Origin of the sequence: Kribbella sp. NPDC056951, from assembly GCF_042674205.1 — a bacterium.
In the GTDB taxonomy this organism is placed as follows: Bacteria; Actinomycetota; Actinomycetes; order Propionibacteriales; family Kribbellaceae; genus Kribbella; species Kribbella yunnanensis.
On record NZ_JBHUQZ010000001.1, the window covers coordinates 225,565 to 251,744 of the forward strand.

Sequence of the window (26,180 nt, forward strand, 5' to 3'; positions counted from 1 at the left end):
ATCTCAGGGGTTCGGCCGGCCGAGCCATTCACTGAGCGCCGCAGCGATCTCGGCCGGGCGATCCTCAGGAAGGAAGTGCGTTCCTGGTCCGATGTCGACGATGGTCAGCGCCCGCCCGTGCTCACGGCACCAGGCGACCTCGGCGGGCCCGATCACCGCGCCGGGTGTCGCATGCAGCAGGAGTTTCGGTAGCTCCGGGTCGACAAGCACTGCCTGGTTGGCGGTCACGATCGCTGCCACGTCGGCGGGTACCCCCTCGATCGGGATCTCCTGCGGCCAGCGCCAGACCGGTAGGCGAGCGGCAGGATCGTGGTACGGCGCGCGGTAGGCATCCAGCTCCTCCTGGCTCAGTGTGCGGAGGATCCCCGCAGGCAGGACTTCCTCGACGAAGAAGTTCTCCTGGATGATCAACTGCTCGCCGACACCAGGTGTCCGCAATCTCTGGAACAGTTCCCGGCTGCCTTCGTCCAGGTCGCTCCACCGGTCGATGGCGTGAAGGTGGCCCTCCATGAAGGCGACCTGTCGAACCCGAGAGCGGAAGCGTCGCGCGTGGTCCAAGGCGATCACGGCGCCCCAGTCGTGCCCGACCACAGTGAGGTCGGAAAGCCCCAATGCGTCGATGAAGGCCTCGACGTAACCCAGATGGTCGACGAGCCGGTAGTCAAGGATCGGCTTGCCGGAACCGCCCATGCCGATCAGGTCGAGAGCAATGCACCGCCAGCCCGCTCGCGCCACCTCATCGATGACGTTTCGCCACAGGTACGACGAAGTGGGGTTGCCATGCAGGAACAGCACTGGATCACCGGCGCCGACCTCGACGTAGTGCAGCCAGCTTCCCCGCACCTCCACCGTCGCCGACCTCACCGTCGAATCCTATGCGGCTGAGGTCTCACGCTCCCCCGGATGCGAGCTGACGCAGGTGATCGATCGTGCCGGGCAGGTCTCGCAGCCTCGTGCGGATACTGGCTTCGATCGTCGCGCGATCGCCCATCCAGCGTGCACTGGCGGACTCCCCGAGCGAGACGCGGATCTGCTCACCCAGCACCTGGACGCGATGTCTGGCGACCCCGAGAAACACGTCGGCGCCGGCCCATCCGAGCTCGCCACCAGCAGCGACGTACGCAGCAAGGATCCTTCCAACGCGGGAGGCCTCGCCGTCCCCGAACATGTACGCCGTCCTCCCCGCCTCGAGCGCTGCGCTGTCGGTCCGAACGCTGTCCCAATCCACGAGCACAGGACCAGACGCAGACCTGACGATGTTGTGGTCCTTGAAGTCGCCATGAGTCGTCACGACATCCGGAGCGATCTCGCCGAGCTCCGCAATGTGTTCGCCGACCGCGAGGATGTCCGGCAGACAGTCCCCCAACAGCCTCGCCCAGGAGACCTCACGCGCCCGAGCCGAAGCGAGCCACCCCTCCCAGACCGCAGGCGGTGGAACCGCCACCCGCCACCACCCAGGCAAGCCAATCCGGGCCGACTCCAACTGATGAACGCGAAGCATTGTCTGGCCAAGCCAGGACGAGACATCGACAGCAGCACGAGACGGGTCGTGCTCGATCCATCGGTACATCCGAAACCACCGGCCATCAACGCGAGTCGCCCACCCGAGGACCGGATTGACGGGCGCGATCGGGACCGGCATGTCCACACCCGCCTCGAATGCCCGGCGCTCGAATGCCATCGCCGTGGTCAAGTCCGGCGTATCGGCAGCCAAGTACCCCTTGACGAAATAGCTCCCACCTGAGGTCGTGAGCCGCCAGGCATCGGAGTCACCACGCCTGATATGAATGAGCTCCCCGTCGGCCGCGTCCAGACCGAACGCGCGGGCAATCGCCACCGGCTTAGGTGTGTTCAAGATTCCCTCCCAGCCGGAAGCGCTTCGACTGATAGTGGTCTTGACCATTCGATGAGCGTCAACGCCTTCGCGACCACTTGAGCGTAGGGACTTTGCGCCCTTCGACCGAGGTTTCACTGATGGCTCGCGTGCGGTGCGCGTGCTCGACTTTCGCCGGACAGGAGAGCTCACACCGGACGAGGAGTTGCGATGAACGACCTTCCCAAGGTACCTGGCCGGCCGGCGCTCGACCGCCGCGGAGTGCTGAAGCTCGCGGCCGCGACCGGCGTCCTGCCCTTCCTGCCCGGAACCACCGCGACCGCCCAGGCAGCAGCCCAGGCCACCCAGGCCGCCCAGGCAGTCGGGACCGCCGCGGCCACCTGCTCCACCCTGCCGATCATCTCCGGGCCGGAGTTCCCGATCGGCGCCTTCTGGCCGCCGTCGATGCAGGCGAGGTTCAACCTGCTGGAGCGGTTCCAGGAGATGAAGGACGCCGGTTTCACCTTCTCCTTCGTCGGGAACGGCAGCACGAAACTGGAAGTCGAGTCCCCGGCGACGGTGCACACCACACTGTCGTTCACCGATCAGGTCGGGCTGAAGGCGATCGTCGTCAACTGGCCGCTGGAGGCGATCCAGCGGCGGGCGGAGTACCTTCGGCATCCGTCGTTCGCCGGATTCCGGCTGGATGACGAGCCCTTGGACACCTCGAAGTTCCCTGCCAACGGCGCCGGCCAGGCGGCCCTGCGCGCGTTGTCCCCGGACCTGTTGCTGAACATCAACCTGCTGCCCGACCAGGGGTCCTGGCGGGAGTACATCCACGAGTTCGTCAGCGTCGTACAGCCGGACATGCTGTCGTACGACCGCTATCCGCTGAAGAACAACGGCACCGACATGCCCAACTACTGCGGCGAGTGGCGGGAGTTCCGCGCCGCCGGTCTGGGCGCCGGCGTACCTACTTGGATCTACATCCTGTCCGTCCCGCACCTGGACTACCGATCGCCTTCGGCCGCGGAGCTCGCCTGGCAGGTCAACGTCAGCCTGGCGTACGGCTGCAAGGGCATCCAGTACTTCTGCTACTGGTCGCCGGAGCCGCCGGGGACGCCGGCGAACTTCGGCCCGGGGCTGATCGACTACGAGGGCAATCGGTCACCGCTCTACGGATACGCGAAGACGCTGAACAAGGACTGGCTCGCGCCGGCCGGTGCACAGGTGAAGCCGCTCGTGTCGGACCGGGTAGTGCACGCCAACGGTTCGGTTCCGCAGAACGCGGAGGCGTTCACGCCAGACCGGTTCCTGACCGGCACCAGCGGCAGCCCGGTCGTGCTCGGCACGTTCCGCAGCAAGGACCGCAAGTTGCTGACCCGGTGGTTGTGGGTGGCGAACTGGTCGCACGCGAACGCCGCCACGGCGACCCTGAACGTGAACACCACAACGGTTTCCAGCGTCTCGCGGTTCGATCCGGCGACCAGGACCTACGCGGCGCAGGCGAGCCCGGCGTCGATCGCGGTCTCCCTCGCCCCCGGCGCGGCCGCGCTCTACCGGCTGGACTCAACCGGTACGGCGCTCGACCCGGAGCTGCAGCTCGTCGTGGCCACGGACAGCGGCGTACATCACGGGATCCAGCAGGTCGGCGGCACCTGGGTGGGCCCGAACCCCTTGGGTGGTCCAGCTCGGCTGGTCTCGGCGTGTGAGCGCAACGGCGCTCTGGATCTGATGGAGGTGACCGGCGACTCGATCTACCACCGGGTGCGCGCGGTGGATGGCAGTTGGGGTTCGCGGAATCAGTTCACCGTGCTCGGCGGTATCACTTCGATGTCGACCGCGGTGGTGGTCGGCAGCCTGCAGACAGCCTTCGCCGCGGGCGGGGTCGTCCATCACACGATGCAGTACGCCGATGGTCGCTGGGACGGGCCGAACCGGCTCGGCGACGCCGCGAACCTGGTGGCTGCCACTGAGTTCCGCAGCTCCTTCCACCTGGTGCAGGTCGAGGCTTCGGGCCGGATCTATCACCGGGTGCGCTATGCCAACGGCAGCTGGAGTCCGCGGAACCTGTTCGCCACCATGGCCGGCGTCACGTCGGTGGCCATCACTGCCGTGGGTGCCGAGCTGATGGTCGTGATCGCCGCGGGTGGCCAGCTGTACTACGCGATCCAACACGCTGACGGCGGCTGGCAGTCCCCGACCCAGACCGGCGACCCGGCTGATCAGGTCGCGGCGTCCGCGGTCGGTGGCGAGCTCCAGCTGACGGTGATCTCGGGCGGTAAGGTCACCACCCGGCGCCGCCGCGCGGACGGCACACTGACCCCGCTGGTCGCCGTACCGACGACACTCACCAACCTCACCGCGATCACCACCGCCGGTCGCTCTGTGGAGCACTGCCCCTAGAAGAGCAGGGTTTCCGAACCGACGATGCGATATCCCGCCGCGAGGAATGCGCGGAAGGATGCCGCATTGCCCGGGCTCACCTGGGCCCAGATGTGCGCATCAGTGGGGATGAGGGCCCGAGCCGCCTGGACGAGCCGGCGGCCGTGCCCTTGGCCCCGGGCCGACTCGGGGACCTCGACCGAACACTCGGTACGACGGCCAACGCCGTACCCGATCGTCATCACACTCCCGGACGGATCGCCGTACACGCGGACCTCGTCGCGGAACTCCAGTGCCCGGAGCACCCGTGGATGATCGTGGTCGGTGAACTCCTCGAGACCGGCCACGGCGTTGGCGCGTTCAACCGGGTCGGTGATGGCCGGGGCGAGGAGCATCGCGTCGAGACCGTGCACCTGGCGTCCGGACAGTTCGGTGAGCGCGGTCAGGAACGGCGGCGCTGTCGGCGCGAGCATGTCGCCGGCCGGGAGCCGTTCGGCGACCCAGGCCTCGTCGACGTCCGCGGCGATCACGATGTGTCCGGTGAACGCCATCACGCACCACTCGCGGGTGGACGGCGCTGAGACAACCGTCACGCCCAGATCCGAGATCGGGAAGGCTCCGGCTTCGACGCCACGGAGAATTTCGGCCAGAGTTGTCATCACGAGCCATTGTGGTGGAGAACCCACCCACTTGGAGGTGAGATGCGGACACCGCAGGTCGTACAGACCGAGGGATTGCCCGATCAGGTCACGATCTACGAGGTCGGACCGCGCGACGGACTGCAGAACGAGTCCGCGATCGTCGACGTCAAGGTGAAGGCGGAGTTCATCCGCCGGCTGGTCGACGCCGGTCTGCGGACCGTGGAGACGACCAGTTTCGTGCACCCGAAGTGGGTTCCTCAGCTCGCCGACGCGACCGAGCTGCTCGAGCAGCTCGACCTGCCTGACGATGTCCGCGCCCCGGTCCTGGTCCCGAACGAGCGTGGCCTGGACCGCGCGCTCGCGGCCGGTGTCCGCGAGATCGCGATCTTCGCCAGCGCCACGGAGACGTTCGCGGCGAAGAACCTGAACTCGACGGTCGACGAGCAGTTCGCGATGTTCACGCCGACTGTCGAGCGTGCGTTGGCCGCGGGTTTGAGCGTCCGCGGCTACGTGTCGATGTGTTACGGCGATCCGTGGGAGGGCGACGTACCGATCGAGCAGGTGGTGACGGTCGGCGCCCGGCTGGTCGACCTCGGCTGCCACGAGCTGTCCCTCGGCGACACGATCGGTGTCGCAACCCCGGGCCACGTGACCGCTCTGATCTCGGCCTTCGCCAAGGCCGGTGTCGGTACCGACAAACTCGCCGTCCACTTCCACGACACCTACGGTCAGGCGCTCGCCAACACCCTGACCGCCCTCCGCGAAGGCGTCACCACCGTCGACAGCTCGGCCGGCGGCCTCGGCGGTTGCCCGTACGCCGAATCCGCCACCGGCAACCTCGCCACTGAGGACCTGCTCTGGCAGCTCAACGGTCTCGGGATCAGTACCGGCGTCGATTTGCCCAAGCTCGTCGAGACCAGCGTCTGGATGGCCGAACAACTCGGCAAGCCTTCGCCGAGCCGCGTCGTACAGGCCCTCGCCGGCTGACCTGTCACTCCGGGTAGCATTCCGGTTGCCCGATCGGGCAACGGATTCGGGGGCGGGATGGATTCCTCGTTCGGCGAGTTGTTGCGCAGGTTCCGCGGCGCGGCCCAGCTGACGCAGACGAGCCTGGCCGAGCGGTCCGGCGTCGGGTTTGAAACGATTCGCAGCCTGGAGTCCGGTCGGCGCAAGTCGCCGCGGGGCGACACTGTCCAGTTGCTGACTGATGCACTCGGTCTGGCCGGAGCGGAGCGGGCCGAGTTCGCCGCCGCCGCGGTGGGAGTGCAATCCGTGCCCCACGAGCTGCCGGCGGATGTCCAGGACTTCACTGGCCGCGCCGACGAGGTACGTCGACTGGTCGCGCTACTGGCCTCGCCCGGAGCGATCGTGATCACCGGGCCTGCGGGTGTGGGCAAGACGGCGTTGGCGGTGCATGCCGCGCGGCAGGTCGCGTTTCCGGCCGGCGAGATCTTCGTGCATCACCGCAGTACGCCGGGTCCGATCCGGGCACCCGAAGGTGGACTCGTCGTACTCGACGACGCCGAGCCGGAAAAGGTGCCCAGGGCAACAAAGGGGTCGGTCGTCGTGACGAGTCGGCAGCCGGTTCCGGTCGCGGAGAACGTCGTCGAGCTGGCCGGCCTCCCGGCTCCGGATGCGGTGCAGTTGCTGCACCGGATCACGGGCCCCGACCGCTGGCAGCAGGACCCTGCGGCCACACAAGCGGTCGTCGAGTTGTGCGGCGGCATGCCGACCGCATTGCGGCGAGCGGCTGCGCGGATGGTCGGCAGACCGTCGTGGTCGCCCGCGGACCTCCGCGGCTGGCTCCTGGCCGGCCGAGCGGCGAGTACGACGTGAGCGGCGTACCGGAACTGCTACGTCGCCACCGAGCTGACGCCGGGCTCACGCAGGAGCAGCTCGCCGAACTCGCGGGACTCAGTGTCGAGGCGATCCGCACGCTCGAGCTCGGGCGGCGCCGCTACCCCCGCGCTCTCACCGTGAGCAGTCTGGCCAACGCCTTGCAGCTCCCCGACGACGAACGGGACCTGCTCGAACAGGCCGCTCGGCGCCCGGCCGAGACTCCCGACCGGCTGCCCGCGGCTGTCACCGACTTCGTCGGCCGGACGGAGCCGGTGCGGACGCTGACCGAGCTCCTGCGACGGACCGGTGAGCCTGCGCACGCGACGAGTGTGGTGATCTCCGCGGTGACCGGGATGGGCGGGGTCGGCAAGACCACGCTCGCGGTGCACGTCGGTCACCTCGTCGAGGACGCGTTCCCCGACGGCCGCATCTACTTGAACCTGCGGGGCGAGACCGAGCCCATCCCACCGCTGCAGGCCACCGCCTCCCTCTTGCGAGCCCTCGGCGTACCGGCGCAGGAGATCCCCGACGACCTCGCTGCGGCGACAGCTCGCTATCGGACCGCGATCGCGGGTCGCCGCGTCCTCGTCGTACTGGACGACGCGGCCACGGTGGACCAAGTCGCCCCACTGATCCCCGGTACGTCGGGATCCGCGGCAGTGATCACCAGTCGCCGGCTGCTCGACCAGCTGGCCGGTGCGCTGCATCTGCGACTCGATGTGCTGTCCGATGACGAGGCGCTGCACCTGCTCGGCGAGGTCATCGGTGCGGCGCTCGTCGCGGCCGAACCCGAGGCGGCGCTGACCGTCGTCCATGCCTGCGGCAACCTGCCGCTCGCGCTTCGCATCGCGGGTACCCGGCTGTCGGCCGGTCGGCCGATTCAGGAGCTTGCGGACCGGCTGGCCGATGCGAGTACCCGGCTCGGCGTGCTCGCCGAGGGGGAGACCGGTGTCCGCGCGTCGATCGCGCTTTCGATCGACGACTTGCGGTCGGTACCGGCCGATCGGGGTGCGGCGGATGCGTTCGCCGTACTGGCTCTGCTCGATCCCGGTGAGTTCCCGCTGCGGGTCGCGGCAGCGGCGCTGGGGCGGACGCTCGACGATACGGAAGAGCTGCTCGACCGACTGGTCGACGTACACCTGCTGGAGGCGCCGACGCTGCACCGCTACCGGCTGCACGACCTGGTGCGGGCTGTGGGGCGTGAGGGTGCGAGCACTCAGGACCAGCGGGTCGTCGGGGAGCGGGTGCTCAGGTGCTACCTCGCGATGCTGTGGCGGGCCGACGAGTTGGCGGGCGAGGCGCCGATGAGTGCGGCTTGGCGGGATGCTGCCTGGGCTGAGCAGGCCCGCGATCTGACCGAGCTCGAGGAGGTTCTGGATTGGCTGGACGCCGACCGGAGCACCCTCGTCGAGCTGGTACGGCGGGCTGTGCGGGGTACTGCGGAGGATCGGCAGCTCGCCGTCGGGATCGCGGCCGGGATGAACGTTTTCGGGCCGGCGCGGCAGCGGTGGCTGGAGTGGCGCGATGTGAACCGCGCAGCGGCCGAGGTGGTCGAGCTGCGGTCGGATCCGGTCGGGGCGGCACTCGTGCACTTCGACCTGGGCCTGGCGCTCGGTGAGCTCGACGACTTCTCTGCCGCCGCAGACCAGTTGGCGCTGGCGACGGAGGCGGCGCGGCTGATCGGGAAGCCGCGGTTCCTGACCAGCTCACTGGTGAATCTCGCCCACATGCTTGAACAGGCTGATCGCGCGGCGGAGGGCTTCCGGTCTGTGCAGGAGGCGCTGGAGCTGATCGCTCGGGAGCCCGAGGCTGCTGACCTCGGGGCGTGGGCGCAGCTGACGCTCGGCATGCTGTACGGCCGCAACGGCGAGCCGGAGCGACAGTTGGAGCCGTTCGAGCGGGCGATCGCGCTCGTGCAGGACGACGTGAATGTGCTGTGCCGGATGCGCATCAGCGCAGGCTCGTCGTTGCGGGAGTGCGGTCAAGCGGCTGTGGCGGTTCCGGTGCTACTGGCGGCGGTCGACGGTATTCGCGGGCACGACAGGTGGGGCGTGCTGGCCGAGGCGTTGTGCGAACTGGGCGCTGCCTATGGCGAGCTCGGGAAGCATCCGGAGGCCTTGGAGGTCTACTCCGAGAGCCTGGAGATCGCTGTGGAGCATGAGCTTTGGCATCGGGAGGCACGCGCTCGGACGGGCCTCGGGCGCAGCTACCTCGCTGTGGGCCGGAGTGCCGAAGGGCGGGAACAGTTGGGCCTGGCCGAAGAGGTCTACGCGGCGCATGGGACGACGCCACCAGCCTGACGGCAGCGGTGTACCACTTTGTCCCTGTTCGGTCGCGTGAGCCCACGCCAGTCTGTTGCACGGCGCTCACAGTGGGTGCCGGACACGGACGAAGAGGTGGCTCATGAAGGTTCGTAGGGGGATCCGGATCGCAACGGTCCTGGCCTTGGCAGCACCGGCCCTGATCGCCGTCGCACCGGGTACGGCGTCGGCCTACCCGCAGGTCTGCAAGGCCGGTGAGAAGTGGGCGACGGTCAGCGGGACCAAGGTCACCAATGCACCGACCCACATGCAAGGCGTCTCGATCGCGCCGGGCAGCAACTTGACCCGGACGGTCACGATCAAGGTGGACCGGACGTTCTCCGCCGGGATCGACGTCACCACGGAGGCGTCGGCGAAGGCCGGCGTAGTCCTCGCCAAGGCGAGCGTCACTGTCGGCGCGAAGCTGGCGGTCGCCGGATCGCGGACCACCTCGAAGTCGATCACCGACACCTGGACGTTCCCGACGCCGCCGCGGCAGCGCCGGTACGTCGTGTGGTCCGGGACCAAGGTGTACGGCGGCCGGTACTCCTACCACGTCTGCAAGCCCGGCGGACGCTCGTACACGACCGAGAGCGGCCCGTGGCGGTCGTACCGGACGCAGTGGGTGGGTAGCTCGCTGTGCGGCGCGAGATACCCGAAGGGCTCGATGGAGTACAACGCCGCCGTGCTGGGCGGCTGCTGAGCTCGTGGTGACTCCGGCCTGGGACTGGTGAGGTCAGCGTGATTCGGACGGACCGCTCGGCGTCCGCCACGTGGTCAGGCAGAACGGATGGCCGGCCGGATCGAGGAACACGCGGAATGTCGTCGGCTCTGGCTGTACGGCGGTTGGGACCGCGCCGGCTTTCACGATGCGAGCCTGCTCGGCGTCCAGGTCCGCAGCCATGAAGTCGAGGTGGCACTGCTGCGGCACCCGCGGATCCGGCCAGGTCGGGGTTCGGTAGTTCAGGTCACGCTGGAAGCCGAGGCTGAACGCGTCGAACCGCAGTTCGACGAAGGCCTCGGTGACCACGGTGAGCTCGCCGCCGGCGAGCTGTTGGTAGAACTCGGCCAGCCGGAGCGGCTCCGGGCAGTCGAGCGTCGGTCCCCAGAACGGCGCGACCACGGGGGCTAGGGCTCGATTGGGCGGCGGATGCGGCGGATGAGGCTCTTGTCGGCGTACTGACCGATCCGGTACGTCGACCAGCCGTCGACCCCTGCTCCGACGGCGCCACCGAGGAGTGGGACGCGGCGGGTGACGGTGATGGCCATCCGTTTGCCGCTGACTCGGGCGATCAGTTCGGCGACGACCTCGGTGGCGACCTGGCGGTCCAGTTCGGGGTCGAAGACGGGTGCGGTCGCGATCGCGAGTGGCGACGTGACCAGGCTGGACTTCTTCAGTCGGTCGGTGACGCCGTCCTCGCCGAGCAGGCAGGTGATGACCGCCGTACGAACTCGGGGGTCGTCGAGGTCGTAGCCACGGATGTGGGCGATCGCGGCGACCATCCGGGCCTGCACGATGGCCAGGCCGGTCATGTTCGCGGGGAGGGCGACCGGGAGCGTGACCAGGCCGCCGATGCTGGTGACGAAGCCCTGTACGCCGGCCAGTCGGATGTGCTGGTCGACCACGGCGTCGATGGCGAGCTGGGTGTCGCCGCCGACCTTCGCGAGTTTGTTCTCCGCGACCCGCTCGGCACTCGGGAAACGCTGGTACCCGTCGATGGCGAACTCGAGGATCTGGCGCAGTACGCCCGCCGCGGCTTGGGGCGCGAACCGCTGGGCGGCGGGCGCGAGACTACTGGCGACGAACCTGGCTACTCCGGCCACGGGTGCTCCTTCCCGCCCATGCGTCGGAGACCCCGGGCGTACCTCAACTCTACGTGGCTGGTGTCCGATCACCACTCGGGAGAAACCCTCGGTGTCCCCTGGGATCCGTACGTGGTCCAGGATGTGAGAGTGCCTGTCGAGCCTGCTGCGTCTGTTTGGGACTTCCCGCCGGTGTCGGTCGCCGGCGACAGCGACGTCGTGGCCGGTGGGGCGGATCTGCATCCGGGGACGGTACTGGCGGCGTACCGGCAGGGGTTGTTCCCGATGCCGGACCACCGCGCTTCGGTGCTGTGGTGGTCGCCGGTCGACCGCGGCGTGATCGAGGTGGCCGGGTACCGGCCGACGCGGACGGTACGGCGGGCCCGGAGCAAGTTCGAGATCCGGGTGAACACGGCGTTCGACCAAGTGATCCGGGCGTGCGCGGATCCGCGCCGTACCGGGGCATGGATCGATCGGGACATCATCGCGTCGTACACCGAACTGCATCGGCTCGGCTGGGTGCACTCGGTCGAGGCGTGGGACGGCGACGAGCTCGCGGGCGGTCTGTACGGCGTCGCGATCGGCGGACTGTTCGCCGGGGAGTCGATGTTCCACCACAAGACCGACGGGTCGAAGGCCGCCGTGGCCGGACTGATCGAGCTGCTGGACGACGAGTACGCGGCCGAGCGGGTGTTCGACATCCAGTGGGTGACCGACCATCTCGCGACGATGGGCGCGATCTCGATCCCGCGCGAGGACTACGTGCAGCGAGTACGGCGAGCGCTGCCGCTACCCCTGCCGAAGGCATTCAGCTGATACTGCCGAAGGCGTTCAGCTGATCCCGACGTACTTGGCCATCTGCCGGCTGGTCTCGGTGAAGAAGTCGTCGGCGGGATCCATCGATCCGACCAGCTGACCGAACAGCTCGAAGCTGAGCATCCCGAAGAGCTGCGTCCACGCGATCACCAGCCGCAGCAGCATCGGCCGCGGTACGCCGGGTGCCAGCGGCGCGATCACGTCGACCTGCTCGGCGAGTCGGCCGGTGGGTTCCGGGGCATCCAGCTCCGGCAGCCAACCCTCCGCGCGGGCTTGGGAGATGATGCCCAACAGCACCAGCGGCACCCGGATCGCGGGCTGCACGGTCGTCTGCGGGGCCTGGTAGCCGGTGATGGGGGAGCCGTAGATCAGCGCGTACTCGTGCGGGTTCGCGCGGGCCCAGTCGCGGACGGCGGCGTACACCGCGACCCAGGCTTCGCGGGGGTGCGGGTACTCCTTCCGGGCCGCGGCTTCGGCGGCCTCGCCGAGGGCGTCGTACGCGTCGATGATGAGCGCGGTGAGCAACTCGTCCCGGCTCGGGAAGTACCGATAGAGCGCCGACGACACCATCCCGAGCTCGCGGGAGATCGCCCGCAACGACAAACTCTCGGCCCCGCTGGTCTCCAACTGCCGTCGCGCGGCCGCCTTGATCTCGTCCGTCAACTCGGCCCGGGCCCGCTCACGGGCAGTTCGTGGAGCGCTCATGAGCCCAGTCTGCCACAAAACCGAGAGCACTGCTCTTGACAATGATCACTGCTCACGTGTTCACTGATCACAACAGAGAGCACTGCTCTCGCAAACCGCTCAGAAGGAGTGCACGACGATGCCGGACTACAAGCAGACCTACGACAGCAAGCGCGTCATCACCGCCGGCGAAGGCAGCATGCGCGTCTTCAACCGGATCGTCGCCCGGCTCACCAAAGTCGGCCTCAGCCTGATGGGCAGCCGCGTCCTCTCGGTCCGCGGCCGCAAGTCCGGCGAGTGGCGCAGCACCCCCGTCAACCTCCTGGTCATCGACGGCCAGCGCTACCTGGTGGCCCCCCGCGGCCACACCCAGTGGGTCCGCAACCTCCGCGCCACCCCCGAAGCCCGCCTCCAACTGGGTCGCAGCACGGAAACCTTCCACGCCGAAGAACTGGCCGACGCCGACAAACTCGACATCCTCCGCCTCTACCTCAAGAAGTGGTCCTGGGAAGTAGGCGCCTTCTTCGAAGGCGACGTCACCAAGAACTCCCCCGACGAGGTCCTCCGCCACATCGCCCCCGGCGTCCCCGCCTTCCGCATCAACCCGGCCTGACACCCGGTGGCAAGATGGGTGGATGATCACGCCTGAGCAGTTGAGTGGGGCGCCGAAGGTGCTTCTGCATGACCATCTTGACGGTGGGTTGCGGCCGGGGACCGTGGTGGAGCTGGCGCGGGAGATCGGGCATCGGGTGCCGCGGGAGGATCCGGCGGAGTTGGGGGCCTGGTTCGTCGAGTCGGCGGACTCGGGGTCGCTGGAGCGGTACCTGGAGACGTTTGATCACACGGTGGCGGTGATGCAGACGGCTGAGGCGATCACGCGGGTGGCCAGTGAGTGTGTGCAGGATCTGGCGGCTGACGGGGTGGTGTATGCGGAGGTGCGGTATGCGCCGGAGCAGCATCTGACCAAGGGGTTGTCGCTGGAGCAGGTGGTGGATGCCGTGCGAGCGGGGTTCGAGCACGGGATGGCGGTGGCGGAGCGGCCGATCGTGGCTCGGCAGTTGCTGACGGCTATGCGGCATCAGGCGCGGTCGATGGAGATTGCGGAGTTGTCGGTCGCGTACCGGGATGCGGGTGTGGTGGGGTTCGACATTGCCGGGGCTGAGGCGGGGTATCCGCCTACCCGGCATCTGGATGCGTTCGAGTACTTGCAGCGGGAGAACGCCCACTTCACGATCCACGCGGGTGAGGCGTTCGGGTTGCCGTCGATCTGGCAGGCGATTCAGTGGTGTGGCGCGGACCGGCTGGGGCACGGGGTGCGGATCATCGACGACATCAGCCACGACCCGGCCGGTGAAAAGGTCGAGCTCGGGCGACTGGCGGCGTACGTGCGGGATCGGCGGATCCCGTTGGAGATGGCCCCGAGTTCGAACCTGCAGACCGGCGCGGCCGCGTCGATCGCCGAGCACCCGATCGGGTTGCTCACCAAGTTGCGCTTCCGCGTGACCGTCAACACCGACAACCGGTTGATGTCCGGTACGTCGATGAGTCGCGAGCTGGCGTTGCTCGCGGAGGCTTTCGATTACGGGCTGGCGGACTTCCGGTGGTTCGCGATCAATGCGATGAAGTCCGCCTTCATCCCGTTCGACGAGCGGCTCGCGATCATCGACGGGATCATCAAGCCCTGGTACGCCGAAGCTCTAGCTCAAGCGTAGTAAGACTTTCCCAGCCGTCGACGCGGCCGCTGCAAGAGCGGCCGCGGCATCCGAGAGGTCGTACTCGGCCGCGATCAGCGCTGTCACGTCGAGCCCGCCGGCCAGCAACGCGACCGCCTCGGTGATCTCGTCGACGAACCGGTACGAACCGGTCCACGTGATCTCCCGGCTGACCAGATCCGCGAGCACCGAAGGCGTCGGCGCCATCGGCAGATTCCCAACCTGTACGACGGTTCCGCCGCGAGCCGTCGCGCGCAGCACACCCCCGAGGGCCGCCGAAACCCCAGAAGCCTCGACCACCGACGCGCAATCGGTCGGCAACGCCTCACGGGCATCGAACAACTCGTCCGCACCCAACGCGGACGCCATCGTCAACGCGTTAGCGTTCACGTCCGCACACAACACCCGCGCGGCCCCGCGTGCCTTCAACGCCGCGACTACCAGCGCGCCGATCGACCCAGCGCCGTTCACAAACACGGTCTGACCGCGCACCTCCCCCAACCGGCCAACCGCATGCAACGCCACGGCGAGCGGTTCGGCCAACGCAGCAACCCGCGTCGACAAGCCCGCCGGCAACGCCCGCAGCTGATCCGCCCGCACCACCCGGTACGACGAGAAGCCGCCATCCTCATGGGGCGAGAAAGCCGCCGACCCGAAGTACCGAACCTCCCGATGCAGATTCGTCCGGCCGGCGACCAATCCAGGCAAGGGCTCCGACGAAGGCGAGGCCGGATGCACGGTCACCGCATCACCCACGCCATAAGCGGAAACCCCAGCACCCAGTACGGCGATCCGCCCGGCCACCTCGTGGCCGAGAACCAACGGGTGCCGGAGCACCGCCGTACCGGATGAGCCGTGCTGGGCATACGAGATGTCACTCCCGCAGATCCCGCCCCACTCCATCGCGACCAGCACCTCATCACGACCCGGCGAAGGATCCGGCCGTTCCTCGACGCGAACGTCACCCGGCCCATGCACGACAACGGCCTTCATCAGGCGAGCCCACCGCCGACCGGGATCGTCGCGCCAGTCAGATAGCCGAACTCGTCACCAGCCAGCCCGAGCACAGCACTAGCGGCCGCGGCAGCCGGAACGGCCCCCGACAGGATCGTGTTCACGCGCACCCCTTGTACGGCGTACTCGGCCGCCGCAGTCCGAACCAGATCCTGCGCCGCCGGCGAGTTGCTGATGATGTGCCCACCTCCACTAGCAATCAAATGCGGGAGCTCGTACTTCATCGAGAGGAACTGCCCACGCGCGTTCGTCGCCAGCCCGTCCTCCCACTCCGCGACCGACCCCACCGGCACCCCGGCGTTGTTGAACGCGATGTCGAGCCGCCCGTACTGACGCACAGCGGTGTCGACGAAGTTCTGCACCGAGCCCGGTTCGCGAACATCCAGCTCCAGGTACGTCGCTTCGCCGCGACCAGCTCGGATTGTCCGCTCGACCTCGCGCCCCAGTGCGGTTCGCCGGCCTCCGAAGGCGACCCGCGCACCGGCGGCGGCGAAGCCCCGGGCGGCGGCCTCGCCGATACCCGAGGTCCCGCCGGTGATCAGCACGACCTTCCCGGTGAACTTGCCCGCTGGGCGGCGGGCGGCGGTGGATGTTCCACTGGCGGCGATACCGGCGGCGGTGGCGACAGCACCGCCGAGGACGGCCCGGCGACTCGCTCTGCTCATGCGCATTCTCCTCACAGCAACGGTCAGTTGCTTCAAGCGTGCCGGAAAGACGCGTTCCGCGCGCCGGCTAGCGCAGTGAAATTCCCGCGACCACGACTTCAAGCGAAGTGTCGAACGCTTGCTGGAGCGGACCGTCGAGCTCGCCGAGGCCCCAGCGATAGAGGATGCCGGTGTAGCTGTCGAAGATCACGTTGCCGATCGCGTAGGGATCCAGGTCGGTGCGGATCTCGCCGCGCTCCTGCCCGAGGGCGATCGCCTTGCCGAAGAGCAGGCCGGTCGCGTGCGAGCCGGACGTGGCCATCACGCCGGACTGCAGCATCGCGCGCATCATCGCCTGGTTGGTGTGCCGGTTGGCCTCGTAGGAGTCGACGGCTGCCTTGGCCACGGTCCGGATGACGTCGAGCACTGGTCGGTCGCCGGCCTCGAGGAGCTGCTCAAGGCCTTCGCGGACGCTCTGCCGCCGCCGAAGGATGAGCGCGAGCAGGAAGTCTTCCTTGCGCGGGAAGTGGTTGAACGCCGTGGCCCGGGCGACATCGGCGCGTTCGGCGATCTCGTCGATGGTGGCGGACCGGTAGTCCTTCTCGGCGAAGGCAGCCAGTGCCGCCTCCAGCAGTCGCTGTCGCAGTGCCGCCTTGCTCCGCTCCCGGCGGCCCAGCGGGGCAGCATCGACTATCGCCGAGTCAGAGTCCATCTGCAGACTATGTCATCAACTTGGACTAGGGTCTGACTTAGGGTGGGCTATGGAGACCGAGGGGAAGCACGGGATGGCGAAGGTCTGGCTGGTGACCGGGGCGGACGGCGCGCTGGGTCGCTCGATCGTGGCCGCGGCTGCCGCGTCCGGCGCGGTCGTCGTCGCAGCGGCCCGGGAGCCGGAGTCCGTGTACGACCTGGTCGGCGCCTTCCCCCGGCAGGTCGAGGCGCTCGGGTTCGCTCCGGAGCGTGCCGACCACGCCGTGGCGGGCATTCTCGGCTACCATCACCGCCTCGATGTTCTCGTTAACACCACCAGCGATCGTGCGATCGAGGACGCCGTACTCACGCACTTCAGCGCCCAGCGGTCCGGGGCGATCGTCCGCCCGGACGCCGCGGCCGAACCCTGGGAAGCGGCGGACGCGATCGTCGCCGCCCACACCGAAGCTGGTTCTCGACCCAAGGGGTTGCAGCCCCTTGGGTCGAGGGCCGTATTTAGACCGACCGCTGGTAAGTGCGGAAAGCGCGAGTCGACAGCCACGCGACGATCAGCGTGAACGCCACCAGATAACCGCCGTGGCGCAGCACCGACGACCAGTCCGGGTCGGCGGCCAGCGCCTGCCGGGCGGAGACCGCGGCCCAGTCGACCGGGTTGAACCGGGCAGCGACCGACACCCAGTGCGGTGCCACCTTCGGATCGATCATGATCGACGACATGAACGTCAGCGGTAGCGAGACGAACTGCGAGATCCCGATCAACGCCTCCTGCTGCCGGGTCAGCAGCGCAACCGCGTTGGACAGCGAACCGAACGCGATCCCGATCAGCATCGATGCGACGGCCGTGACCGCGTAGCCGGCTGCGCCGCCGTCGTACCGGGCTCCGGCCGCGATCCCGATCGCGAACACGAGCACGGTCTGGATCAACGTGTTGGTCGCATTGCTGATCAGTTGCCCGGCCATCAGCCCGCCCCGGCTCACCGGGGACGCGAGCAGCCGGTCCATCACACCGCGTTCCATATCCGCGATGAACGTCGTACCGCTCCAGCCGCTCGACATCAGCGCGGTCATCATCACGATGCCCGGCGTCAGGAAGGCGATATACGACGAGTCGCCGAACCCGGGGATCTGCACGACCCCCTGGAAGACCTGCCCGAACAGCAGCAGCCAGATTGCCGGTTGAACCAAGGTGAAGATGATGAGCGCCGGTTGCCGGTACGACGCGCGCAACCAGCGACCGGTGATGAATCGGGTGTGTGCAACTGCAGTCGTCATCACGCCGCCTCCTCAGCTGCCTGGAACGAACGACCCGTGTAGCTCAGGTACACGTCATCCAGCGACGGCCGGGAGACCGTCACTGCGGAGACCGGAATCGCCTTGTCCTCAAGGATTCCCAGTACGGCGGGGACTGCCGTCGCACCGTGGTCGACGCGCGCCCGCAACACCTTGCCCTCGACAACTATTTCCGCGATGCCGGGGAGTTGGCCCAGTAACGTGCGGACCGTCCCGTCGGTATCGGCGTCGACGAGTTCGACGTGCACCGAGTCACCGCGCAGCTCGGACTTGAGGCCTTCCGGGGTGCCTTCGGCAACGATCTTGCCGTGGTCGACGATCGCGAGCTGGTCGGCCAGCCGATCGGCCTCTTCGAGGTAATGCGTGGTGAGCAGGACGGTCAGGCCCTCGGAACCGGCCAGTCGTCCGACCTCGGTCCACAGGTCCGCGCGGGCTTCCGGATCGAGACCGGTCGTCGGCTCGTCGAGGAACAACACCTGCGGCCGATGCACCAGACCGAGCGCGACATCCAGCTTGCGCTGCATTCCGCCGGAGTACGTCTTGACCTGACGACCACCGAACTCGGTCAGGCCGAACCGCTCGAGCAGTTCGGTAGCCCGCCGTACGGCGTCCGTCCGGGACAGACCGAAGATCCGGCCGCCCAGCACCAGGTTCTCGATCCCGGTGGCCATTGGGTCCGAGCTGGATTTCTGCGGCACGTAACCGATCGCGTGCCGGACCTTGCCCTGCTCGCGAATCACGTCGTACCCGGCAACTCGGGCGGTCCCGGAGTCGGCCCGGGACAACGTGGTGAGGATCTTGACGGTGGTCGACTTGCCGGCGCCGTTCGGACCGAGCAGGCCGAGTACGACGCCTTCGCCGACGCTGAAGGTCAGTCCGTCGAGTGCTCGGAGCGGTGGTTTCCGGCGGCCGGCCGGATACGTCTTGACCAGTTCAACTGCTTCCAGGGCATGCGTAGCCATGGGTGATGACTCCCTCTGTGTGATGGGGAGCCGGTCCGGGTCTGGCTATCCTGATGGTGTGCCCTTGGATATCCGGTCTTCGGACCGACTCTGAGGAAACTGCGGCCCTGACCCTTGGCGTTGCCGCGCCGTGGGTCGGGGTCGTTCTACTGGTGCTTCATCCAGGCGAACTCCTGGCCGAAGTACTTGACCGGATCCTTGAGCTGATCCGCCGGACTGATGCCTTGCTCGATCGAGGTCTTCCACGCCTGTCGCCAGAAGCCCGAGCCGCTCAGTGCATCGGTCCGGATCTCCTCGGCGAGCTGATGGACGTACGCCGACTCCGCCTTGAGGAGGGCTAGCCGGAGCTCCGACTCGACCCAGAAGACGCGCGGGAAATCCATCGACACCATCTGCTCGTGCGCCGCGACGATCTGCTCGATCTCCGCGTCGACCGCCGTGAGGCGCTGCTCGAGCAGCTCGACCACCCGGTCCGGCTGCAGGCCCGGCATGTACGCCAGGCCGGCCTCCAGCGGGTGGAACTCGCGCGCCGGTGATCCGATCAGCTCGGTCAGCCAGTCGGCGAACTCGGCCTCACCGGCTTTCGTCAGCCGATAGACCGTCCGCTCCGGGCGATTGCCGTCCCGGAGGGTCTCCTGCGCCTCGATGAAGCCGTGCTTCTCCAGAGCGCCGACGACGGAGTACAGCGAGCCGTAGTTCAGCTTGATGCTGGAGTCCTTGCCGCGGCTCCGGAGGGTCGTCGAGATCTCGTACGGGTGCATCGGGCGCTCGGACAGGCTGCCGAGCACGGCGAAGGCGAGTGGGTTCGCCACCTTGCGTTTCGCCATGACAGACTCCTCGATCTCGACTATTCGAGATCGAGTATTAGCTCACGGGTATCCGATGTCAAGTAGTCAGCCAGGCCACCGCGCGCACTCCGAGCCGCCGTACCGGCTTCAGCGTGGTCAACAGCCGGTACGCCGGTTGCTCGACGTACCGGGTGAGCAGCCAGGCCAGCAGGATCGCCGCAGCGACCGCGCCGGCGATCTGGCCGACCCGGCCGACGCCCAGTTCCATCAGGTGCCAGGCGACCAAGTAGCCGAGCTCCTGGTTGAGCAGGTAGATCCCGAACGAGATCTTCGCCAGGAACTCGATCGGTCGGCGTACTGGCTCGAAGACAGTCCAGTCCGGCCCGCGGGCCGCCCCGGCGACGACCACCAGCAGGACGCCCATGCCGAGCGAGGACGGTAGGTCGTCAGTCTGCGCGTGGTGCGCGAACACGGTCGCGACGAGCAGCGCACCCAGATGCACGAAGCCGATCCGGTGCTTCGACCAGAGCCAGATGGCGATGCCGATGGCGAACAACTGCAGTCGGTGGATGCCCAGGCCGTTCCAGATCTGGATCACCCAGAGCGGGCTGTTCGCGATCCGGTCGTTCCACTGCAGGATCACCGGCGCCAGGATCATCACCCAGAGCAGTGCGGTGATTCTGTGGCCGGTCGCGGCGCCCCGCGGCCAGAGAACAGCGGCGGCGGTGAAGGCCATCAGCTGCAGCGGCAGCGTCCAGTACGAACCGTCGATCATCCGCACGGTCGGGTCGAACGAGCTGGTCAGCGTGAGATTGCCCCACAGGTCATGGGGCGTGGGCAGCGTCCACTTGCTCGGACCGAACAGCACCAGCGCGGTGTAGGTGATGACGACGGCCGCCAGGTACGGCGGGACCACCCGCGCGTAGCGCCGCCACAGCCAGCGGAGGGTGGATCCGTCCTTCCGGACGGTGACGCAGACGAAGTACGCGCTGATCACCAGCAGGATGCTGGCGCCGACTTGGAAGGGGTGCGGAGTGAGGGGTGCACCGAGCTCCGGATGGAGGAAGGGACCCATGTAGGTGGTGTGGGTGAAAACGACGGCCAGAACGGCGAGGACGCGGACAACGTCCCAGCTCAAACGGCGCGCCGACGGGACCCGGGGCGGGGACGGCGTGGACACAGAAGCTCCAGCTTGGCTCGACTCGCCGAATCAATTTCGGCCGTGTCCCCCCGAGTACCCGTTATCCCCCCGTGATACTTCAGTGATCCTAGTGGGACGCCCCGGGGTGGTTGCAAATCGTGTGCATCAGATCACGTCCGGTCACGCTGTGGTGCGGAACGTGCGCCGATAGTCCTGAGGCGGTACGCCGACGACGCGGCGGAAGTGGTGCCGCAGCAGTGCGGCCGTGCCGAATCCGGATTCGGCGGCGATCTGTTCGATCCCCATCCGGGTCTGCTCGAGCAACGTCCGGGCGCGCAGCACTCGCTGGGTGGTGACCCACTTCAGCGGGGTGGTCCCGGTCTCCGCGACGAAGCGCCGGGCGAAGGTGCGCTCCGACATCTGGGCCTGGCGGGCCAAGGCCGGCACGGTGTGATCGACGGTCAGGTTGTCGACCATCCAGTCCAGCACCGGCTGCAGGCTCTCGCCCGACGACTCGGGCACCGGGACCTCGACGTACTGGCGCTGGCCGCCGTCGCGCTGCGGCGGGACGACCATCCGGCGGGCGATGCGAGTCGCCACGGCACTGCCGAGTTCGCGGCGTACCAGGTGCAGGCAGGCATCGATCCCGGCCGCGGTGCCGGCGCTGGTGATGATGTTGCCGTCGTCGACGAAGAGGACGTCCGCATCCAGCTTGGCCAGAGGGAACTGCCCCTCGAACTTCTTCACGTAGCGCCAGTGCGTGGTGCACCGCCGGCCGTCGAGCAGTCCGGCCGCGCCGAGTACGAAGGCACCCGAGCAGACCGTCAGCAGGATCGCGCCGCGGGCCTCGGCTCGCCGCAGCGCGTCGAGGATGCGCTCGTCGTACGCATGCCGCCAGGTCGTCGCCGGCAGCGCGATCAGGTCGGCGTCCTCCATCTCCTCCAGCCCGTACGGCGCGATGACCGCGGAGTGGCTGCTGGTGGACATCGGCACACCCGGCTGAGCCGAGCAGACCTTGAAGTCGAACGGCGGCACCCCGTCGTCGGTGCGGTCGATCCCGAACACCTCGGAGACCACACCGAACTCGAACAGGGCCACGTCTTCCATCAGTACAACGGCGATCTTGCGCAGCATCTCGCCAGTATGGCAGGAATTTGATGGAGTATGTCAATAGTGCCAGTGGTGGCGGAATCTGGTTGGTAGCATGATTACTGCCATGAACGGAATCGTGGTGATCGTAGTACTCGTACTGGCCCTGATCGCGGCGCTCGAGGTGAGCCACCGGCGGCACTCCGCCGAGGTGGCCGGCCCGGCCGACGACCGTGACGTGGCCCGGACCAAGCTCGACCTGCTCGCCCTCGGCGCGTCGGCCAAGCCCTTCACCCACAAGCCGGCGGCCACCGAGGCCGCCGTACACCGGATCCATGTGGCCCGTCTCACCCATCACGGACGTCACGCCGCGTGACTTTGGTCTACTCGTGAACCAACTGTCGGGTTGGCTGATCTAAGAACCTCAAGATCACGCTCTCGACGACGAGGAGACAGGTTGATGCAGCGCAGGACGTTCCTGCAAGGGCTGGCGGCGGCAGCGGTAGCCGCGCCGGCGGCGACACTACTGGGGCAGCAGGAGGCGGTGGCGGCCGCGAACTACTACGTGGCCACCACCGAGCAGACCAAGAACAAGGTGCTCGTCTTCCCGAAGAACAAGGCATTCACCGACGCGAACGTGCACTGGAGTTTCACTCCGGGCGGCGGCGCGTGGGCGAACCTGAGTGACGTGAAGATCCGCGCCACCGAGGCGCAGGGCTGGATCGCCTTGGTGGCCGCGTCCGGCGGCAAGGCGGGCATCGTCGACATCGGCAGCGAGAAGCACACCGAGGGCAACGACCTGAAGTGGAGCGCGACGCCGGGCGGCAACCCCCACGCGATCGAGCGGGTACCGGGGAACGGCTCGGTCATCGTGGCGAGTTCCGACGGCAAGCTCACGCTGTACGCGCCGACCAGCGTCGGCAACCTGGGCAGTCTGAAGCAGGTGCAGACGGTCGACTACGCCGGCGCGCATGGAGTGCTGTGGGACCCGACGTTCCAACTGCTGTGGGTGATCGGCAAGAACCGGTTCAGCCACTACGCGGTGATGGGCAGCGGCCGGAACACCCGGCTCAAGTACGCCGCCCACTTCAGCCTCGGCAGTGGGAACCTCGGGCACGATCTGCAGCCCGACTACACCAACAAGCACAAGATGCTGATGACGGCCACCAAGGGTGTCTACGAACTGCTCACCGACGGCGGTACTTTCCGCAGCCGGAAGATCTCCTCGGAGACCAAGGTGAAGTCGTACGTGAAGCACTCGTCAGGTGAGGTCGTGTCGATCCGCGGCGACGGCACGCAGCCGCGCGACTGGGCCAACAAGACGGTCCGCTTCTCGCAGTCGGCGGATCGCGCGCGGTCGGGTGCGCAGTTCTACAAGGCCCGCATCTGGACCACTGCCTTCGAGTAGACCATTCGGGCAAATTCGATCGAGAACCACCGCCCGGCTGTGTCACAGTCGGGCGGTGACCGACTACCGCGAGATCAACCGAGCCAGCTGGGATGAGCGAGTCCCGGCACACGTGGCCTCACCGGGCTATCACGTGGCCGACTTCGAGACGGACCCGTCGTACCTGAGTGAGGTTGTCCGCTTCGACCAGCCGCGGCTCGGGGACATCTCGGGGCTGCGCGGCGTGCACCTGCAGTGCCACATCGGCACGGACACGCTCTCGCTGGCGCGACTCGGGGCGCGGATGAGCGGGCTGGACTTCTCGCCGCCCGCGATCGAAGCGGCACAAGGCCTTGCCGATCGGCTGGGTCTCGAGGCCGACTTCCATGTGGCCGACGTGTACGACGCGGTCGAGGTGCTCGGGGCGTCGACGTACGACCTGGTGTACACCGGTATCGGGGCGCTGTGCTGGATCCCCGATATCAACCGGTGGGCGCAGACCGTGGCCGGCCTGCTCAAGCCGGGCGGTCGGCTCTTCGTCCGTGAGGGACACCCGATGTTGTGGGCGCTGGAGTCCGTCAACCGCGAGGTCGCGTTGAAGTACCCGTACTTCGAGATGGCGGAAGCGACGGTCTTCGACGAGGGCGGCACGTATGTCGAGACCGACGTCGAGTTCACCACGAACACCACGCACGATTGGAACCACGGGCTCGGCGAGACGATCACCGCCGTACAGAGCGCGGGGCTGGTGTTCGACTCACTGGCCGAGCACGACAGTGCGCCCTGGTGTGGTCTGGACGGTCTGATGACCGTGGATGGTGCCGGTGAGTGGCGTCTCACCGACAACCCCGAGCGTCTGGCTGCCACCTACACGTTGCAGGCGCACAAGCCGCTGAACTAGTGCGAGCGGCGCTGCTGGATCTTCTGGAACGCCTGCTTGATCTTCTGCTGGTTCTGCGGCTTGCTCAGCTCACGCTGCGCAACCTGAACCACCTTGGCGACCACAGCGCCCTTCAGCAAGTTCTTCACCAAGCCTCCCATCGGGGGCCTCCTTCGTTGATATTGCTCTCGACACTAGCGGCCTGCACAACCCGTTCCCATGGGTGAAGACCCGAAACTGTCCCTGGTATCGGGCACACTGGGATCGTGCCTGAGTTGCCGGAGGTCGAGTCGCTGGCGGTGTTCCTGCGGGAGCGCGCCGTCGGGCGGGCGTTCGTGCGCGCCGACATCACCGCGATCAGCGCCCTGAAGACGTACGATCCGCCGGTCTCGGCGCTGGTCGGGCTGCTGATCGACGACGTCCAGCGGCACGGGAAATTTCTCGACTTCTCGGCCCAGGGTGTGCACCTGGTCATCCACCTGGCCCGGGCGGGCTGGCTGCGCTGGCGCGACGAGCAGTCCACCGCGCTGATCCGGCCCGGCAAGGGGCCGATCGCGTTGCGGACGGCGTTCGATGATGGGTCGGGCTTCGACCTGACCGAGGCCGGTACTCAGAAGAAGTTGGCGGTGTACGTCGTTCGTGATCCGGCCGAGGTGCCGGGGATCGCGCGACTCGGGCCGGAGCCGTTCTCGTTGTCCATCGAGGAGTTCGGCGCGATCCTCAAGAAGGCCGGCCGCGTGCAGTTGAAGGGCGTGCTGCGCAATCAGTCGGTGATTGCAGGGATCGGCAACGCCTACTCCGACGAGATCCTGCACGTCGCGAAGATGAGCCCGTTCAAGCCTGCGTCGAATCTGACCGACGACGAGCTGCAGACCTTGTACGACGCGATGCGGTCGACGCTGCAGGATGCTGTCGACCGGTCCGCGGGCCTCGCCGTACAGGACCTGAAGTCGGAGAAGAAGTCCGGCCTGCGGGTGCACGGGCGGACCGGCCAGAAGTGCCCGGTCTGCGGTGATGTCGTCCGCGAGGTGAGCTTCGCCGACTCGTCGTTGCAGTACTGCGCGACCTGCCAGACCGGCGGCAAGCCGCTGGCCGACCGGCGGTTGTCGAAACTCCTCAAGTAGTTCCGGAACCCACGAAGTATTGACAGTGGGAAACCGTCTTCCGACAGTTAGGAAAGTTTCTTAACTATCGGAGGTGTGCACGATGCGTTTCCGCCCCATCGCATTTGCCCTCGCCCTGGTTGGCAGCGCGCTGCTGATCCCCACGATCGCGTCTGTTGTTCAGGCCGCGACCACGTCGTACGAGGCTGAGAACGCGGCCCGATCCCAAGGCGTGGTGGAGTCGAACCACGCCGGGTTCACCGGCTCCGGGTTCGTCAACTACGACAACGTGACCGGCTCATCGGTCACCTTCACTGTCAACGTCGGTGCTAGTGGCAACGCCTCACTGGCGTTCCGATTCGCCAACGGGACAACGGTAAATCGCCCGATGACGATCGCGGTCGACGGCACGACTGTCGCCACTCCGCAGTTCGCCGGAACCGGTGCTTGGACCACGTGGAACACGAGCACGGTCAACACCAACCTGTCGTCCGGTTCGCACACGATCAAGGCCACCGCCACCACCGCGAACGGCGGCCCGAACCTGGACTCGCTCACCGTCACGGACTCGGGCGGAGGTGGTGGCGCGCCGACCGCCGCCGAACTGCTGGCCAAGGTCACCAGCTGCAGCCAAATCTCCAATGGCACCTACAAAACCGACACCGAACTAGCCCGCACCATCCCGGTCTGCGGCAAGAACGGCGCCGTCTTCTGGAAAGCCGACATGGACATCGACTGCGACGGCCTCCGAACCACCCAGTGCAACGAACAAACCGACCCCTGGTTCCAGCCCGACACGGCCTTCCACACCTCAACCGACCAGCCGCTGAACGCAGCCCAACTCCCGTACGTAGTTGTCCCCAGCCCCAGCAGCACCTGGGACTACCGCAACTTCCAGATCGCCGGCGGCGGCGTAGTAGCCGTCATCTACAACAACCAAGTCAAGTACGCCGTCGTAGGTGACACCGGCCCCACCGACATCATCGGCGAAGCCTCCTACGCCTCAGCCGTAACCCTAGGCATCAACCCCAACCCAGCCAACGGCGGCACCGACGGCCCAGTCACCTACATAGTCTTCAAAAACTCCACCATCAACCCCATAGAAGACCAGTCCCTAGCCACCACCCGGGGCCAAGAACTAGCCCGAACCTTCATCAACACCAACTAACCCTCACCCG

The 26,180-nt window shown here is 67.5% G+C and carries 29 protein-coding genes; 14 read left to right on the forward strand and 15 right to left on the reverse strand.

Annotated features, from left to right (window positions below; genetic code table 11):
• Positions 1 to 3 precede the first annotated feature (3 nt).
• Both ACFTSF_RS01070 and ACFTSF_RS01075 read right to left on the reverse strand, forming a co-directional pair.
• A complete protein-coding gene (locus tag ACFTSF_RS01070; protein ID WP_380151882.1) occupies positions 4 to 864 on the reverse strand; it encodes a haloalkane dehalogenase in 861 nt (286 codons plus the stop codon).
• Between the two features lie 25 nt (positions 865 to 889).
• Positions 890 to 1,855 (reverse strand): aminoglycoside phosphotransferase family protein, encoded by a 966-nt coding sequence (locus tag ACFTSF_RS01075; RefSeq protein ID WP_380151884.1) that lies wholly within the window; start codon positions 1,853 to 1,855, stop codon positions 890 to 892.
• Between the two features lie 189 nt (positions 1,856 to 2,044).
• On the opposite strand from ACFTSF_RS01075, the gene ACFTSF_RS01080 reads away from it, so the two are divergent.
• A complete protein-coding gene (locus ACFTSF_RS01080) occupies positions 2,045 to 4,219 on the forward strand; it encodes a hypothetical protein (protein ID WP_380151885.1) in 2,175 nt (724 codons plus the stop codon).
• On the opposite strand, the gene ACFTSF_RS01085 is transcribed toward ACFTSF_RS01080, so the two are convergent.
• Complete coding sequence (locus ACFTSF_RS01085; protein ID WP_380151886.1) at positions 4,216 to 4,857, reverse strand: GNAT family N-acetyltransferase; 642 nt, start codon at positions 4,855 to 4,857, stop codon at positions 4,216 to 4,218. The two genes, ACFTSF_RS01080 and ACFTSF_RS01085, sit on opposite strands and share 4 nt — an antisense overlap.
• A gap of 42 nt (positions 4,858 to 4,899) precedes the next feature.
• Between ACFTSF_RS01085 and ACFTSF_RS01090 the strand changes: the two genes are divergently transcribed.
• The 4 genes from ACFTSF_RS01090 (at position 4,900) to ACFTSF_RS01105 (ending at position 9,681) form a co-directional block, all read left to right on the forward strand.
• A complete protein-coding gene (locus tag ACFTSF_RS01090; protein WP_380151887.1) occupies positions 4,900 to 5,826 on the forward strand; it encodes a hydroxymethylglutaryl-CoA lyase in 927 nt (308 codons plus the stop codon).
• Positions 5,827 to 5,883: 57 nt separating this feature from the next.
• Complete coding sequence (locus tag ACFTSF_RS01095; RefSeq protein WP_380151888.1) at positions 5,884 to 6,675, forward strand: helix-turn-helix domain-containing protein; 792 nt, start codon at positions 5,884 to 5,886, stop codon at positions 6,673 to 6,675.
• Positions 6,672 to 8,978 carry an ATP-binding protein gene (locus tag ACFTSF_RS01100; RefSeq protein WP_380153065.1) on the forward strand — a complete coding sequence of 769 codons (2,307 nt, stop codon included), beginning with the start codon at positions 6,672 to 6,674 and terminating at the stop codon, positions 8,976 to 8,978. Before ACFTSF_RS01095 ends, ACFTSF_RS01100 begins: the two co-directional genes overlap by 4 nt.
• A gap of 103 nt (positions 8,979 to 9,081) precedes the next feature.
• Positions 9,082 to 9,681: a hypothetical protein gene (locus ACFTSF_RS01105; protein ID WP_380151889.1), complete on the forward strand. Its 600-nt coding sequence runs from the start codon at positions 9,082 to 9,084 to the stop codon at positions 9,679 to 9,681.
• A 33-nt stretch (positions 9,682 to 9,714) separates the two neighbouring features.
• On the opposite strand, the gene ACFTSF_RS01110 is transcribed toward ACFTSF_RS01105, so the two are convergent.
• Positions 9,715 to 10,101, reverse strand: a complete 387-nt coding sequence (locus ACFTSF_RS01110; RefSeq protein ID WP_380151890.1) for a VOC family protein — start codon at positions 10,099 to 10,101, stop codon at positions 9,715 to 9,717.
• 5 nt (positions 10,102 to 10,106) lie between these two features.
• The gene (locus tag ACFTSF_RS01115) at positions 10,107 to 10,802 is read right to left on the reverse strand and encodes an EcsC family protein (RefSeq protein ID WP_344161165.1); all 696 of its coding nucleotides are present in this window, start codon (positions 10,800 to 10,802) and stop codon (positions 10,107 to 10,109) included.
• Positions 10,803 to 10,931: 129 nt separating this feature from the next.
• On the opposite strand from ACFTSF_RS01115, the gene aat reads away from it, so the two are divergent.
• Positions 10,932 to 11,597, forward strand: coding sequence for a leucyl/phenylalanyl-tRNA--protein transferase (gene aat, locus ACFTSF_RS01120; protein WP_344161168.1), 666 nt, complete (start codon positions 10,932 to 10,934; stop codon positions 11,595 to 11,597).
• Between the two features lie 15 nt (positions 11,598 to 11,612).
• Here aat and ACFTSF_RS01125 read toward each other — a convergent pair whose 3' ends face one another.
• Positions 11,613 to 12,302: a TetR/AcrR family transcriptional regulator gene (locus ACFTSF_RS01125; protein WP_380151891.1), complete on the reverse strand. Its 690-nt coding sequence runs from the start codon at positions 12,300 to 12,302 to the stop codon at positions 11,613 to 11,615.
• Between the two features lie 118 nt (positions 12,303 to 12,420).
• Here ACFTSF_RS01125 and ACFTSF_RS01130 point away from each other — a divergent pair, with 118 nt between their 5' ends.
• Together ACFTSF_RS01130 and ACFTSF_RS01135 are read left to right on the forward strand one after the other, a co-directional pair.
• On the forward strand, positions 12,421 to 12,894 hold the full coding sequence (locus tag ACFTSF_RS01130) for a nitroreductase family deazaflavin-dependent oxidoreductase (protein ID WP_344161174.1): 474 nt from the start codon (positions 12,421 to 12,423) through the stop codon (positions 12,892 to 12,894).
• A gap of 22 nt (positions 12,895 to 12,916) precedes the next feature.
• On the forward strand, positions 12,917 to 13,993 hold the full coding sequence (locus tag ACFTSF_RS01135) for an adenosine deaminase (RefSeq protein WP_380151892.1): 1,077 nt from the start codon (positions 12,917 to 12,919) through the stop codon (positions 13,991 to 13,993).
• On the opposite strand, the gene ACFTSF_RS01140 is transcribed toward ACFTSF_RS01135, so the two are convergent.
• The 3 genes from ACFTSF_RS01140 to ACFTSF_RS01150 all read right to left on the reverse strand — a co-directional run bounded on the left by ACFTSF_RS01140 (position 13,979) and on the right by ACFTSF_RS01150 (position 16,363).
• The gene (locus ACFTSF_RS01140) at positions 13,979 to 14,986 is read right to left on the reverse strand and encodes an L-idonate 5-dehydrogenase (protein ID WP_380151893.1); all 1,008 of its coding nucleotides are present in this window, start codon (positions 14,984 to 14,986) and stop codon (positions 13,979 to 13,981) included. The two genes, ACFTSF_RS01135 and ACFTSF_RS01140, sit on opposite strands and share 15 nt — an antisense overlap.
• Positions 14,986 to 15,672 carry an SDR family NAD(P)-dependent oxidoreductase gene (locus tag ACFTSF_RS01145; protein ID WP_380151894.1) on the reverse strand — a complete coding sequence of 229 codons (687 nt, stop codon included), beginning with the start codon at positions 15,670 to 15,672 and terminating at the stop codon, positions 14,986 to 14,988. The genes ACFTSF_RS01140 and ACFTSF_RS01145 overlap by 1 nt, the downstream gene beginning before the upstream one ends.
• A 67-nt stretch (positions 15,673 to 15,739) precedes the next feature.
• Positions 15,740 to 16,363 (reverse strand): TetR/AcrR family transcriptional regulator, encoded by a 624-nt coding sequence (locus tag ACFTSF_RS01150; protein WP_344161186.1) that lies wholly within the window; start codon positions 16,361 to 16,363, stop codon positions 15,740 to 15,742.
• A gap of 49 nt (positions 16,364 to 16,412) precedes the next feature.
• On the opposite strand from ACFTSF_RS01150, the gene ACFTSF_RS01155 reads away from it, so the two are divergent.
• Positions 16,413 to 16,919, forward strand: a complete 507-nt coding sequence (locus ACFTSF_RS01155; protein WP_380151895.1) for an SDR family NAD(P)-dependent oxidoreductase — start codon at positions 16,413 to 16,415, stop codon at positions 16,917 to 16,919.
• Here the strand turns inward: ACFTSF_RS01155 and ACFTSF_RS01160 are convergent.
• The 5 genes from ACFTSF_RS01160 to ACFTSF_RS01180 form a co-directional block, all read right to left on the reverse strand.
• Positions 16,858 to 17,634: an ABC transporter permease gene (locus tag ACFTSF_RS01160; RefSeq protein ID WP_380151896.1), complete on the reverse strand. Its 777-nt coding sequence runs from the start codon at positions 17,632 to 17,634 to the stop codon at positions 16,858 to 16,860. The genes ACFTSF_RS01155 and ACFTSF_RS01160 overlap by 62 nt on opposite strands.
• Complete coding sequence (locus tag ACFTSF_RS01165) at positions 17,634 to 18,614, reverse strand: ATP-binding cassette domain-containing protein (RefSeq protein WP_380151897.1); 981 nt, start codon at positions 18,612 to 18,614, stop codon at positions 17,634 to 17,636. The genes ACFTSF_RS01160 and ACFTSF_RS01165 overlap by 1 nt, the downstream gene beginning before the upstream one ends.
• A gap of 146 nt (positions 18,615 to 18,760) precedes the next feature.
• Positions 18,761 to 19,441, reverse strand: coding sequence for a PadR family transcriptional regulator (locus ACFTSF_RS01170; RefSeq protein ID WP_380151898.1), 681 nt, complete (start codon positions 19,439 to 19,441; stop codon positions 18,761 to 18,763).
• 58 nt (positions 19,442 to 19,499) lie between these two features.
• Positions 19,500 to 20,582 carry an acyltransferase family protein gene (locus tag ACFTSF_RS01175; RefSeq protein ID WP_380151899.1) on the reverse strand — a complete coding sequence of 361 codons (1,083 nt, stop codon included), beginning with the start codon at positions 20,580 to 20,582 and terminating at the stop codon, positions 19,500 to 19,502.
• A gap of 141 nt (positions 20,583 to 20,723) precedes the next feature.
• Positions 20,724 to 21,677, reverse strand: a complete 954-nt coding sequence (locus tag ACFTSF_RS01180) for a helix-turn-helix domain-containing protein (protein WP_344161204.1) — start codon at positions 21,675 to 21,677, stop codon at positions 20,724 to 20,726.
• A gap of 82 nt (positions 21,678 to 21,759) precedes the next feature.
• Here ACFTSF_RS01180 and ACFTSF_RS01185 point away from each other — a divergent pair, with 82 nt between their 5' ends.
• The 3 genes from ACFTSF_RS01185 (at position 21,760) to ACFTSF_RS01195 (ending at position 23,920) form a co-directional block, all read left to right on the forward strand.
• Positions 21,760 to 22,008: a hypothetical protein gene (locus tag ACFTSF_RS01185; RefSeq protein ID WP_380151900.1), complete on the forward strand. Its 249-nt coding sequence runs from the start codon at positions 21,760 to 21,762 to the stop codon at positions 22,006 to 22,008.
• An 84-nt stretch (positions 22,009 to 22,092) separates the two neighbouring features.
• Positions 22,093 to 23,040, forward strand: coding sequence for a DUF6528 family protein (locus ACFTSF_RS01190; RefSeq protein ID WP_380151901.1), 948 nt, complete (start codon positions 22,093 to 22,095; stop codon positions 23,038 to 23,040).
• A 55-nt stretch (positions 23,041 to 23,095) separates the two neighbouring features.
• The gene (locus ACFTSF_RS01195) at positions 23,096 to 23,920 is read left to right on the forward strand and encodes a class I SAM-dependent methyltransferase (protein ID WP_380151902.1); all 825 of its coding nucleotides are present in this window, start codon (positions 23,096 to 23,098) and stop codon (positions 23,918 to 23,920) included.
• Here the strand turns inward: ACFTSF_RS01195 and ACFTSF_RS01200 are convergent.
• Positions 23,917 to 24,060 carry a hypothetical protein gene (locus ACFTSF_RS01200; RefSeq protein WP_165952523.1) on the reverse strand — a complete coding sequence of 48 codons (144 nt, stop codon included), beginning with the start codon at positions 24,058 to 24,060 and terminating at the stop codon, positions 23,917 to 23,919. The two genes, ACFTSF_RS01195 and ACFTSF_RS01200, sit on opposite strands and share 4 nt — an antisense overlap.
• Positions 24,061 to 24,165: 105 nt before the next feature.
• On the opposite strand from ACFTSF_RS01200, the gene ACFTSF_RS01205 reads away from it, so the two are divergent.
• Both ACFTSF_RS01205 and ACFTSF_RS01210 read left to right on the forward strand, forming a co-directional pair.
• On the forward strand, positions 24,166 to 25,023 hold the full coding sequence (locus ACFTSF_RS01205; RefSeq protein WP_380151903.1) for an Fpg/Nei family DNA glycosylase: 858 nt from the start codon (positions 24,166 to 24,168) through the stop codon (positions 25,021 to 25,023).
• Between the two features lie 82 nt (positions 25,024 to 25,105).
• Entirely contained in the window at positions 25,106 to 26,170 is a 1,065-nt protein-coding gene (locus ACFTSF_RS01210; RefSeq protein ID WP_380151904.1) for a glycoside hydrolase family 75 protein, read from the forward strand.
• The last annotated feature ends 10 nt before the right edge of the window (positions 26,171 to 26,180 follow it).